8 protein-coding genes are annotated in these 13382 nt (G+C 47.5%); 4 read left to right on the top strand and 4 right to left on the bottom strand.

Annotated elements, in window-relative coordinates; all coding sequences use genetic code 11:
• Positions 1 to 31: 31 nt before the first annotated feature.
• Both K0H59_RS10965 and K0H59_RS10960 read left to right on the top strand, forming a co-directional pair.
• Positions 32 to 2869 (top strand): TonB-dependent receptor, encoded by a 2838-nt coding sequence (locus tag K0H59_RS10965; protein WP_220053140.1) that lies wholly within the window; start codon positions 32 to 34, stop codon positions 2867 to 2869.
• Between the two features lie 176 nt (positions 2870 to 3045).
• The gene (locus K0H59_RS10960; protein WP_220053139.1) at positions 3046 to 3801 is read left to right on the top strand and encodes a sulfite exporter TauE/SafE family protein; all 756 of its coding nucleotides are present in this window, start codon (positions 3046 to 3048) and stop codon (positions 3799 to 3801) included.
• Positions 3802 to 3994: 193 nt separating this feature from the next.
• Here K0H59_RS10960 and K0H59_RS10955 read toward each other — a convergent pair whose 3' ends face one another.
• Both K0H59_RS10955 and K0H59_RS10950 read right to left on the bottom strand, forming a co-directional pair.
• Entirely contained in the window at positions 3995 to 5899 is a 1905-nt protein-coding gene (locus K0H59_RS10955; RefSeq protein ID WP_220053138.1) for a family 43 glycosylhydrolase, read from the bottom strand.
• 2 nt (positions 5900 to 5901) lie between these two features.
• Entirely contained in the window at positions 5902 to 6969 is a 1068-nt protein-coding gene (locus tag K0H59_RS10950) for an arabinan endo-1,5-alpha-L-arabinosidase (RefSeq protein ID WP_220053137.1), read from the bottom strand.
• Positions 6970 to 7177: 208 nt separating this feature from the next.
• On the opposite strand from K0H59_RS10950, the gene K0H59_RS10945 reads away from it, so the two are divergent.
• Together K0H59_RS10945 and K0H59_RS10940 are read left to right on the top strand one after the other, a co-directional pair.
• Positions 7178 to 8623 (top strand): MFS transporter, encoded by a 1446-nt coding sequence (locus K0H59_RS10945; protein WP_220053136.1) that lies wholly within the window; start codon positions 7178 to 7180, stop codon positions 8621 to 8623.
• 106 nt (positions 8624 to 8729) lie between these two features.
• Complete coding sequence (locus K0H59_RS10940; RefSeq protein ID WP_220053135.1) at positions 8730 to 11117, top strand: glycoside hydrolase family 127 protein; 2388 nt, start codon at positions 8730 to 8732, stop codon at positions 11115 to 11117.
• A 269-nt stretch (positions 11118 to 11386) separates the two neighbouring features.
• Here K0H59_RS10940 and K0H59_RS10935 read toward each other — a convergent pair whose 3' ends face one another.
• Together K0H59_RS10935 and K0H59_RS10930 are read right to left on the bottom strand one after the other, a co-directional pair.
• The gene (locus tag K0H59_RS10935) at positions 11387 to 12022 is read right to left on the bottom strand and encodes a DUF4303 domain-containing protein (RefSeq protein WP_258405924.1); all 636 of its coding nucleotides are present in this window, start codon (positions 12020 to 12022) and stop codon (positions 11387 to 11389) included.
• A gap of 311 nt (positions 12023 to 12333) precedes the next feature.
• The gene (locus K0H59_RS10930; protein WP_220053134.1) at positions 12334 to 13335 is read right to left on the bottom strand and encodes a family 43 glycosylhydrolase; all 1002 of its coding nucleotides are present in this window, start codon (positions 13333 to 13335) and stop codon (positions 12334 to 12336) included.
• Positions 13336 to 13382: the final 47 nt, after the last annotated feature.

The raw sequence follows: 13382 nt of genomic DNA, 5'->3' as shown, positions 1-13382 counted from the left end.
TCAAATAATAAAACTACCGGAGATTAACTAGATGTTTAAACAGACTTATTTGGCAAGTGCTATTCTGCTTGCTCTTGCTAGTCAAGCGACGTATGCGGCAGAAGCTGAAGCGACACAATCGCCTCAGACGGAAGAAACGTCACGCCCCTCTTCTGGCGGTAAAGCGCAAAATAACGAAGAGATGGAGATCATTCAGGTTCAGGGGATCCGTGGTAGTTTAAATAAAGCGGTAGAACTTAAACGCCAAAACATTCAAGTTGTCGATGCCATTATTGCCGAAGATATCGGTAAGTTCCCAGATAATAACGTGGTTGAAGCCTTGCAACGGGTAACAGGTGTTCAAGTGACTGACCGTGCATCAGGTGAAGCCAATACCGTGAGTATTCGTGGTTTAACCGACGTAACCACTACAGTTAACGGCCGTCAAGTTTTCACTGCAGCAGGTCGTGAAGTCGCTATTGCTGACGTACCTGCGGCATTACTCGGCAGTGTAGAAGTCTTTAAAACCCGCTCTTCTTCTCAAGTCGCCAGCGGTATCGCGGGTCAAATTGACATTCGTACCCATAGACCTTTTGATTTCCAAGAAGAAAAAATTTCGGTAGCAGCCAAAGGTATTTACTCTGATCAGCCTGACACTATCGATCCCAATTTCAGCGCCTTAATTAGCGACCGCTGGGATACCAGCATCGGTGAAGTCGGCGCATTAGTTAACGTCTCCTATATCCGCACCAACTATAATGATCAAGTAGTTGCACCTGGCGCATCAATGCCCTATTACGCTGAAACTGGTGTCCAAATCCCTGATACTTATTGGAAGCGTGGCCTAGCCCATGGTTTAGATACCAGTGAAGGGGCCTTAATCAACGGTCAGGAATATCTGCTCATGCGCGACGCCGTATTCCAAAATATGAATAACGGTGAGCGTGAACGTCCAGCACTGAACCTATCATTGCAATGGGCGCCAACTGACACTTCCGAATATCTTTTTGAAGCATTCTATAACGGTTATCGTAATGATAACTTCAACTCTATGCTCTTTAGTAACGTAGATTCATCTGCTAACTGGAGCCAAGTGATTCAAGATGGTATTGAAGTTTATGATGGTACCAACGTGGTAAAATCGCGAACTGCCTATAATGTTGACGGATTTAGCAGTTCAGACCATAGCCATAACAAAACAGATAGTTATGTATTTGCCTTAGGAGGTAAGTGGGACTTTGATAATTTGACCTTAAAGTCTGAAGTGGTCTATCAAACCAGTACCTATGAATCACAATTTCTGGCGATGCGTGGTGTAAGCGCGAATAATACTAAAACTTTCTACGGTGTTGATGTTGACTATAACGACAAAAGCGGTGGTGTACCTAGCTGGGTTTATTTAGATAATCCAGACACAGATATTAATGAGTCTGATTTAACTCAATATGCCCTATGGCAAACGGCTCAATTATACGATAGTGGCGCTAAGGACGAAGGTGATTCAGTTACTTGGACATTCGATGGTGACTATTTCCTCGACTACGGCATATTTACTAAGATGAAATTTGGTGTTCGTGCAGAACAACGTGGTGCGAAACACGGACTTTACGATGCCGGTTCCTTGAACACCAACGTGTTATTTAGCGATCTTGACCCTAACATGTTCACCGTAACCTCCGGCTTCTTTGATGGCCGTGGTAATGTGCCGACCAGTTGGGCGATTGCCGATGGTAATTATTTATATGCTAATCGCTCAGCTATTGAAGCTATGTATAACGCCGATGAGCAAGCCCTTGCCATGTATACCAACTATGATATCACCGAAAAATCATATGCTGCATACATCCAAAGTGATTTTGAAACCGAGTTATGGGGTAAGCAAGTTGATGGTCAAATTGGCCTGCGTTACGAGAAAGCCGATGCTGATATGGATTTCTGGGAACGCAAAAAATATGCTGCAGAGGATGTTGTTGATGACATTCGATACTATCTCGTTCATGACACAGATACCAATGGAAGTGCGGAGTTATTACCAAGCTTAATGGTACGCTTCTGGTTAACTGACGACTTGGTTGCACGTTTTGCCTACACTGAAACGATTCGTCGTCCCGCCTTTGGCGATTTAACCACTGCGATTTCTTATACAGAGGACTTAACAAAGCTTGGGTTCGGTCAAGCTTCAAGTGGTAACTCTAAGTTAGAACCTACTACTTCACAAAACTATGATTTCTCATTGGAATATTACTTTGGTGAAGGATCTTCCATATTCGGTACTTATTTCCGTCGTGATATTGAAGGTTTCGTATTTAACTCTTCTTCTACTATTACCCGTGAAGTTGACGGCGAAACCAAAAAATATATCTTAAGCCGTCCAGAAAACGCTTCAAACGGAAAGCTGACAGGATTTGAGCTAGGTACTGTATATTTTCCAGAGAATATGCCTAGTTACCTAGATGGTTTAGGTACTCAAGTCAGTGCAACCTTCTTAGACTCAAGCCAAGACATTCCTGAGTTTGACTCTGAGAGTGGTGAGCAAATTGGTACTACAACTCGTGAACTATTCGGTGTGTCTGATACTTCTATGAGTGCGGTATTGATTTATGATAAAGACGATTACAGCGCTCGTTTATCATACACTTGGCGTGATAAATTCTTAAGTGCGTATGATGCAGGTAGCTTTGCTATGCCACGCGGTATTTATCGTAAACCTGAGCAGTCACTTGACTTCCAGTTCAGCTACAACATCAGTGATGAGTTTGTATTAACCTTCGATGCGACAAATATTCTTGATGATATCTATCAAGAATACTACGAGGACTCAGTACTCTATAACCGTACGAACAGTATCTACACTCGTACTTTTGCATTGGGTGCGCGTTACTCCTTCTAATTGACCACTGTTGTTTAAACCGAAAAAGCTAATCCTGTGGATTAGCTTTTTTTTGCTTTTCATCTAGATGTACAGCGAAAGCCTTAGCCGCGAAGAACTCGTTGGCCATCAAACTGCTTTTGTCTCTGGGAAAGCTTTGCTAGTTTAAGGATCCCACTCTTCCTCAAATATTGACTATGCATACCGCTTGGTTCGACTTTACGCTGCTCCCTATCGATATCTTTGCTCTGCTGACAATGACTGCGGCGTTTACTTCGTTTTTTACTGCCTGTTTTGGGATTGGTGGTGGCGTAATGTTGTTGGGAGTGATGGCGCAAGTTCTTCCGCCCCAAGTGATTATTCCCCTCCACGGCGTGGTGCAATTGGGCTCGAATCTGGGCCGCGCACTATTAGGTTGGCAGCATGTGCAGTGGTGGCTTATCAGTCGTTTCTTACCCGGCGCGCTCGTTGGTGCCGCCTTGGGGAGCTTAGTGTTAGTCGCATTGCCGCCAAAGGTCATGTACCTCACCATAGCCCTGTTTATTTTGTACTCCTGCTGGGGACCAAAAATCCCCCGAGTGGTGCTGGGAACAGCTGGGACCATTATCGCTGGGGCGGTAACAACCTTTATCTCGTTATTTGTCGGCGCGACAGGCCCCTTAGTGGCGGCCTTTATCAAACAACTAGAGGTTGACCGTTTTCGCACTGTCGCGACCTTTGCGATGGCGATGTCCTTGCAACATGGCGTCAAAATTATCTTTTTTGAGGGGCTGGATATTCCTATCCTGCCGTGGTGGCCGCTGCTGCTCTGCATGATTTTAAGCGGTGCCTTGGGAACCTGGCTTGGCTTTAAGATGTTAGCGCGGGTGACGGATAAGCATTTTGGCGTCGCCTTTAATTGGGTGCTGACACTGCTGGCGATACGTTTATTGTGGCAGGCCTTGGTGGGATAAAAACCATGGGATGAAAACTATGGGAGAAAAGAGCCTGAATAAAAAAGAGCAGCAGTTGCAAGCACAACTACTGCTCTGGTGCCGAGCAAACAAGGCTCAACCAAGATGCCGTTAAGCGACCTCAACTTAAACGACATTACAAGCACGCGTTTAGCCACCGCCGTGGTGATGCTCAGTTATTTAGAGGGATGAATTATTTCACCTCTCTAAAATAGAACTGTTGTGAAATGGTGTTTTTCCACACGTCCTCCACTATGTTATCGCCATTGGCATAGGAGCCATTGGCCACTTTCATGGACGAACCACCCTTGCGAGACACTAGCCTTAATGAGCCATTGGGCATCAACTCGCTACGGAACTCACTGTCGATGGCATTACACGCCCCTAACTCCAGATTACCTTCATTGGTCACAAGGCATTGATGCGCCTTGTTGTTTGAACGTTGGATGGATTGCAGACGGTAAAATCCATCGGTTGTCGGCATGGCTTGCCACTGCTGACAGGCATCGCCGGTGTATTCAAACTGAGCCACATTGGCATTAGGTTTAAGCTGACATTGTTCGGCGCTGACCACTCGGCCGCTATGGGCGTTGACTATGGCAAATGTTGAGATGGGCTCAATCCGCCAATCGGTGCATTCACTGACACGGTTTTCCCCTGCAATTACCTCGGCGCCAGCCTTTTTATTGCAGTTTTTTACCTGCAGATTGCCGATGGAGCGATCGTTTGCGAAACGGAACCAGCCTTCACGGGTCGAATCCACCGACCAACGCTGACAACGGGAGGCGACCCAAGGCGCAGTTTTCAGTGCCGTTGAAGACTCCTCTTGGCACTGAGCTTGAGTTAAAAAGGTACCCTGACCCACATTAGCAAAGCGATATAGGCCATCGTTACTCGGATCAATTACCCATTGGCTGTTGTCATCTTCGCACTTACCGACACTGACCTGCCCCTTGGCATTGGTCACTAGGCATTGACCCACCTCACGGCTCACGATGCGGTATTTCACGCCTTCCACTTGGGTGGTTATCGGACCAAACTCGCCACTTGGGACAGGCAGTTGTTTTTTATCCGCCATCGGTTCGCCAAATTTAGGCAAGCCTTTGTTATCCCATGTAAAGGGTTGAGCACGTGCCGCACGCGTACCACTACAGCCGTCGGAGGCCGAGGAGTTGCCATGGTAAATGAGCCAATCTTCTTTCCCATCGGGAGACTTGAAGAAACCATGGTGGCCAGGGCCATAGACACCATTGGCCTTGCTAAAGAAAGGCTTGTCGTACTTAGTCCATGCGGCGGGATCCATAGGATCGTCACCGGTGAGTTCAACCACGGCCAAGGAATAATCCTCAGTGTTACAAAAGCTTGCCGAGTGAACTAAGAAGGTTCTGCCCTCATGCTGGATGATTTCAGGGCCTTCGTTGACGTTTAAGCCTGATTTTTCCCAGTCGTGAATGGGCGCTGTGATCACCTTATGTTCGCCCTCGACGGTCCAAGGGTTGCTCATCTTGGCAATCAAGTTGACTTGATCTTGGCCATGCCATTCGGACCAGAGGAAATATAACTGGCCTTTATACTCCAAATAGCTGCCGTCGATATTCCAGTGGTCGGGCATTGGTGTGCCCTTAAACTTGTATGGCCCCATAGGGTCGCTGCCTTCACTCTCGAGGATATGGTTACGCTGGCCATCGAAGTTTTCTGCCACGCCCGAGGTGTAAATTACATACCAACGTAATCCCTGCGCAGTTTGTAGTGGGTGGAATTCGAACGCCCAAAAGTTACAGCAGTTGGATTTATCTGTGCCACTCCAAATATTGTGGGCTGGCGCATCGGCAAGCCCTGCAATGGTGGGCGATTTACGCATCACCAGCTCAGAGGTCCACGTGGTGGTGGTGAGATAATAGTTACCATTGTGGTATTCGAGCCAAGGATCTGCGCCATTTCGAAATAACGGATTGGCAAAGGTCGCTGCGGTAATGCGGTTTTCATCCGCGCCCTTCGCACTCTCTGCGGCATATAGGTTACCTGCCCCCAAGCAGGTCGCACTAAATCCCATGGCCAGCGCAAGCGTCGCCATTCGTTTGTTGATTGTGTGAGTCATTATTATTTTGTTCCTTCGGGTGCAACTAATACGCTCTGGTATTGATTGAGCGCCTTAGGATCGACCTCTGGCCAACCTTGGCGCCAGCTGAGTTCCGCCATCTTGAGTTTTTGTAAGCCATTATCGGCGGATTCGTAGGCATGAAAGACTAAGTAATCTTTACCGTCGAAGGCATAAACACTGTTATGGCCCAATCCCGGCCAAGCCTTAGTGCCATGCAGTAAAACCGAACCGCCGCCTTGCGCCATGTCTTTGCCCTCTTTATCGAGGTAAGGCCCGGTCACCGTTTTGGCGCGGCCCACGGCTAAGTGGTAAGTGCTGTCGTCCCCACGACAGCAAAGGCCATAGGAGACAAAAAGATAGTAATAATCATCTTTTTTATAGATAAAAGGCGCTTCGATTTCAGCAGGACCTGGCTCGGTTTCACCAAGCAGTGCGGGGCGTTCTAACTTGGCTAGCGTGTGCCACTCCTCTGGATTGGCGATGGAGATAAAGTCTGGATTGAGTTTGACCAGTTTTAACCCTTGCCAAAAGGAGCCAAAACTCATCCAAGGTGTACCCTGTTCATCGACAATAATATTGGGATCAATCGCGTTCCATGCATCGCGATTTGGCACAGATTGAACAACGATGCCCTTATCTGTCCACTGATAATCCTTTGAGTTTTTGTCGAGGGTTTTATTGACTGTTACGCCGATGGCCGAGGTGTTTTTACCAAAGGCTGATACTGAGTAATATAGATAAAACAAGCCGTTATGCTCAATGATATCCGGCGCCCACAAATGGCCGTTAAACTCTGGCGCAACGCCCTTTGCCCAGCTAGGCTCAGTTTCGAATACCCGCCCAGCTAATTCCCAATGGATTTTATCCTTTGAGGAATAATAGGTAATACCGGGACCTGTGCTGAAGAGATAATACTGTCCGGCCTCTTTTGCCATCACAGGATCGTGAATACTCACCTGCTTGGCACTCACTTGGCCTAGGGTTCCCAATACACCTAACAGCGCACAATTGAGCATCTTAAGGTGACGTTTTAGGGCTGTTTTCGGTGTGACTCTCATAGCTGGCATCAATTCTCCTTATGAACCCCATCCCATATAACAAAATAGTTATTATGCTATTGTATGATGAATTAAGTTATCATACTATCAGGACAAGGAAGTAACAATCAAATGCAAAAAAATTAACAGGAGAAAAATGTGTTAACATTGCGGAGGCGTTAAATCGCAAAATAACACAATAACTCACTGTTTATAATAAATATAATAAGGATTTCTGATGAGTTCTCATAAATTGTCAGTCATTGAAAAGATCGGTTACGGCTCCGGGGACATGGCCGTTAACGTGGTGATTTCGTCAATGATGTTAATTATAACCTTCTTTTATACCGATATTTTTGGGTTAAAACCCGCCGATGTCGGGATATTGTTCCTGCTGGTTCGTCTTATCGATGCCATTACCGATCCTTTAATGGGCATTATTAACGATAAAGTGACGACCCGCTGGGGAAGATATCGCCCCTACTTCCTGTTTATGGCGATTCCATTTGGTATTTCGGTGTTCTTAACCTTCTCAACCCCAGATTGGGATTACAATGCCAAGCTTATCTGGGCCTACTCGACCTATATTCTGGTCACTATTATCTTTACCACTGTGACTATTCCGTATATTTCGATTATCAGCGTAATCACCGATGATCCTAAAGAGCGGTTATCCGCCAACGGTTATCGTTTGTTCTTCGCCAAGATTGCCGCCTTTTTAGTGACCATTATCGTGCCTATGTTGGCGTCTGCCTGGGGCGGTGAGAACATTGCCGCGGGCTATCAAAAAGCCATGGGCGTGATGGCATTGATGGCAACACTACTGTTTTTATTCTGCTTTTTTACTACCACAGAGCGCGTGGCCTACAAGGTGGAAACTAAGCCTGTTGGCATGCAACTGCGATTATTGTTCAAAAACGATCAATGGTTAGTGTTAGTCGCGATTTGTGTGATTGGCACCATTGGCTATGTGATCCGCGGCTCAGTAGCAGCTTACTACGCTACCTATTACTTGGGCGGCGATGCCAAAATGCTCTCGGCATTCCTGTCGACCGGCGTGGGTGCTGCGATTCTGGCTATGGTCGCTTCAACTTGGATCACTAAGCGTTACTGCAAACTAAAACTCTTCCGCTACAGCCAAATCGTGGTTGGGATCTTAAGCGCCATCATGTTCTTTGCCGTGCAGCCGGGCGACATAGTACTGGCCTTCGTACTCTATTTTGCGATTTCATTCGTGGTGGATTTACATGCGCCTGTCTTTTGGTCGGTAATTTCCGAGTCGGTGGATTATGGCACAGTCAAAACGGGCCACAGGGTCTCTGGCCTTGCCTTTGGCGGGATCTCATTCGCCCAAAAAGCGGGGATGGGCGCGGCGGGATTTGTGGTGGGTATGCTACTGACCTACTTCAACTATCAACCCGGTGAAACTCAAAGCGAATTTGCGTTGACCGGTATTTCGTTAATGCTGACGGTGATCCCTGGTGCATTCCACGCGCTGATGGGCTTACTGATGTTCAAATACAAGATTTCTGACCGCGTTTATGAAGAAATCAAACAGGCTTTACCCGATCAGGCGCATGTCAGCCAAACGGATGCCAACTTGACGTCTAAGGCTCTTGCCTCTAGCACACAAGGCTCTGAGGCCGTAACGCCTAAGACTGCTGCGCCTCAAGTATCGGCGTAATCTTTCTGCGATAACACCATAAGCCCCTACCCAGGGGCTTTTTTATCACGCAAAAACTGAGTTAATCCAAACGTAAAACTCCAATCCGTATAATAAGGGAGCCAAGATGAACACTGCCCGATTGTTTGGCCTTTGCCTGTTATTGCCATTAACTTGCCCATTCGTATCCCAGCCAAGCTTTGCTAGCCTTACCCCCATTCCGCTAAACGATGTACGCCTAACCGCCGGGCCATTTCTGCATGCCCAGCAGACCGATTTGGCTTACATCATGTCGATGGATCCCGAGCGACTACTCGCCCCTTATCGCAAGGCCGCGGGAATTGCGACCACCGCCGACAACTACCCCAATTGGGAAAATACGGGCCTCGATGGCCATATAGGTGGGCATTATCTGTCGGCATTGGCCCTAATGTATGCCGCCACGGGCGATCAGGCGGTGCTTGAGCGCCTCAACTACATGGTGGCCGAGTTGGAAAAGTGTCAACAAGCCCATGGCAATGGTTATGTGGGCGGCGTCCCTGGTGGTGACAAATTATGGCAGCAGGTCGCCGCTGGCCATATCGAAGCGGATCTGTTTACGCTCAACCAATCATGGGTGCCTTGGTATAACGTACATAAGGTATTCGCGGGCCTGCGGGATGCCTATCTTTATACTCAAAATCCTACTGCGAAGAAAATGCTCGTCGGTTTTGCCGATTGGATGCTGGATTTAAGTCGCAATCTAACTGATGAGCAGCTGCAGCTTATGCTGCGCACCGAATACGGTGGCTTAAATGAAACCTTAGCGGATGTGTACAGCATTACAGGTCAAAACAAATACTTAAATCTTGCGAATCGCTATACGGATCAGAGCTTGTTGCAACCTCTGTTGCAGCATCAAGATAAACTGACCGGCCTACATGCCAATACACAAATTCCTAAAATTGTCGGTGTGGCACGTATTGCCGAGCTCAGTAATAACAAGGAATGGTTAGAAAGCGCCGATTATTTTTGGCAGCAAGTGGTTCACCAGCGCACCGTTTCCATCGGTGGTAACAGTGTGCGCGAGCATTTTCATCCCAGCGAAGACTTCAGCAGTATGCTCGATTCGGTAGAAGGCCCAGAGACCTGCAATACCTACAATATGCTGAAGCTGTCTAAATTACTCTATGAAAACAAACGTGATTTACGTTATGTTGATTACTACGAGCGGGCACTCTACAACCATATCCTCTCGTCCCAGCATCCGCAAACTGGCGGCCTAGTGTATTTTACGCCGATGCGCCCAGACCATTACCGCGTCTATTCCTCGGCGCAGGAAAGTATGTGGTGTTGTGTCGGCTCAGGCATCGAAAACCATGCTAAATACGGCGAGCTCATTTATGCCGAGGAGGACAACAATCTGTTTGTGAACCTGTTTGTCGATTCCGAGGTCAACTGGAAAGCCAAGGGCATCAGCCTTAGCCAAAAAACTCAGTTCCCCGATGACAATACTTCGCAGATGATTATCCATCAGGAGGCGGACTTTACCCTTAACCTGCGCTATCCCACATGGGCTAAGGGTGACGTGACCGTGAGCATTAATGGCGAGCCGCAAAGGTTTAAACCGACTCAAGGGCAATATATTCCCTTAACGCGGCACTGGCGCAAGGGCGATAGCGTGACCATCACCTTACCTATGGACATTAGTCTTGAGCAGCTACCGGATAAAACCGCCTATTACTCAGTGCTTTATGGGCCAATTGTGTTAGCAGCAAAAACGGCGCCTATTGCCAATGAAGCCTTAAACTTTATCGGCGATGCCAGCCGCATGGGACATATTGCCAGCGGCCCTATGTGCGAACCCAGTCAGGCGCCGATTTTTATCAGCGACGGCACCCGCTTTTTAACCGATATCCGCCGTGAGCCCATGAGTCAGCTGCAATTTACCACGGGTAAAGCACGTACAAATCAAGCAAGCCCCATCACGCTGATCCCCTTCTTTCGCCTGCATGACAGCCGCTATACCTTGTATTTTGGCCAGAGCGCTCCCGATGAATGGCAACAAAAACAGCAAGAGTTAGCTCAAAAAGCCCAGATGGAAGCCAAGCTGATGGCGCAAACCTTAGATAGTGTGCAGCCCGGTGAGCAGCAACCTGAGTCGGATCATTTCTTTAAGGCATCAAAGAGTGAAGCGGGCCTTAATGGTAATCGCCATTGGCGCCATGCCCAGGATTGGTTTAGCTACCAACTCGATGCCAAAGGTGAGCCCCAACCCGTATTGCGCTTAACCTATTTTGGCTTGGATGCAGGGCGACGTTTCGACATTTTGATCAACGATAAACGCCTTGCCGAAGTCACTCTGCCTGCCGATAAGGGGCCGATATTTTACAACGTCGACTACCCTATTCCCGCCGACATGCTTTTGGATAGCTCAGTGCCATTCAGGGTGAAATTTATGGCAAAACCAGGCTCCATTGCCGGCGGTTTATATGAGGTGCGCCTGCTAAAAAGTGAGCCAGCCTCGACTCAGTAAGCGAGCATCCCGAGCGCATGTAGTTACTCGGGCTCAAAAGACTCATTCAGACAAGGGAAAGTGAAACACTTTCCCTTGTTTTTATCCCCTTACCCATAGATTCTGCGCTTGGCACTACCTAATGTTTACTGGTGGCCCTATGCGATTCGCCGTAAATGACAATCACTAGCCGTCAATATATCAGTCACCATTTCAGTCAATATTGAGTGGGATGTTGTTGGTAACAGACGAAACAAGTCAATTGAGTTGAAAATTTTTGTAGGCAATATCTATTGCCATTGCTGATAAAAACTAGCGATCATCTCTTTATCATTACAACTTTGAACAAAATATTCGATATCAGCCTCGCTTTGATCGCCAAACCAGACGGAGAACAATATTGCCTGCGGGTTTAGCCCTCGCATGGTTTTAACCTCATTGAGCGCCCTGACTAATATGGCGTACAAAGCTTTAAGGTAAGCATCGTATGCCTCTTCGGACTCGAGCGCCTCAGCGTCTTTTTGCAGCAATTGCAGTTTGTCGTTAATTGCCTCAAAAATATCTTCATTTTCGTCGTGATGTGGGGAGTCGCAGGCCGACCAGCGCAGTGTTTGCTTAAGTTGTGTGAGGGATTTATGCCGAAAACTTTTATCGTTTTGATATTTCTGTGCGACGGCCGTCAGGCCTTCCTCGGTGAAAAGGGTCACACCTAAATATTCCACTAAGGGCGTGCTGTATAGGCAAAAACCGTAGAGGGTTTGCGCCGGATAGTGTGACAGCCACCAATCGTAATATTCCGCAAGCGCCAGAGCGAGTTCCTGAGCAAGCTCTTCTATTCTTGCTTCTATTCTTGCTTCAATATTTGCACTAATCTTGTCCTTGTTTATCGCCATCTCCCTACTCCTCGAACTTGGCAAAATCATCATCACTGATATTCACTTTCACACGCAGGCAGTACTTCTGCTCTCCATGTGAATGCTCGAGTGGCAATATAACATCTTTAGCTTTAAAGGCTGAATCAGTTAACTGATTGAAATAGCGATTGGAATGAGTAGTTAGGTTTTTATAGTGTTGATTATTGTGCGTGGGAGCCAAAAAATCGCGCTTCACTTAAGTCATAACGCTTAAATCGGGCATAAAAATGCGGGGCTGCTTAAGCATGCCCCGCGATGATCGATATTTCTCTGCGACGGCCGTTAGGCCTTTCTCAGTGGAATCATTTATGGCGGTAAATAAATTAGTAGAGGTTAAACAAGGGGCGGCCGCTCTCATCAAATGACACCGCTAACGTTCGCGCATGGCGATTGGGATCATAGAGTGGATCTTTAATGATTTGCGCTAATGGACGGGTATCTGTCTTTGGCACCACGCTTGGGTCGCCGACCGCATGTTCATAATCACGGGCATGGTAAACACAGATGGGCGTCACGCCATCTTCTGCTACGGTGAAACTGTTATGACCAGGGCCGAAGATTTGCTTGTCGACATCCGTGCACAGCACTGGCTGGCGGGTTTTCTTCCAAGAGTTACGATCGAGCAGATCAGCATGCTCATCGGCCTCCATATAACCCATGCAATAACAAGCACCTGTGGCGCTGGCCGAGAAAGTAATGAAGATTTTCCCCTGGTGTTTAAGCACTGCGGGGCCTTCGTTAACCCAAAAATCGACTCGTTCCCAATCGTAATCTGGGGTAGTGAGCATAAATTGCGCCGTCTTTAACTTGATGGGCGATGCCATTTCCGCAAGATACAGGTTGGATGCCGCAAATTGTCCACCGGTTTTCTCCGCCCAGCAGAAGTAACGCTTACCGTTGTTTTCGAAAATGGTCGCATCTAAGGAAAAGTCGATAAATGATTTATTATCACCATCGGCCGCCTGCATCATACCAAGTTCAATCCATTCATCATTCAAGGGATCTTGCCCTCGGCACTCAAGCACATAGGGACGTAAGGCCCAAATATTTTCTTCTTCGCTGGCAGCAAAGTAGATGTACCATTTGCCATCGAGATAATGGATCTCGGGCGCCCATACGTGGCGGCTCATCGGGCCACTTGGGTGTTTAAACCAGATGTCGTAGGTTTGGGCGTCTTTTAAGCCGTCTAAGGTCTTGGCTTTACGCAGTTCAATCCGATCGTAGGTCGGAACTGAGCCCGTAAAGTAGTAATAACCGTCGCTATGTCGGTACACAAAGGGATCGGCGCGTTGCTCGACTAGGGGGCTGTTTGTTGCTCTTATCATGGAAAACCTGTCTATTTCGATTACTTAAGTGTGCTATTCGTGTTTAT

The sequence above is a fragment of the Shewanella sp. FJAT-51649 genome (assembly GCF_019457435.1).
In the GTDB taxonomy this organism is placed as follows: domain Bacteria; phylum Pseudomonadota; class Gammaproteobacteria; order Enterobacterales; family Shewanellaceae; genus Shewanella; species Shewanella mangrovisoli.
Note: the sequence above shows the minus strand (reverse complement) of the source record. Positions and strands in the feature narration are given on the sequence as shown.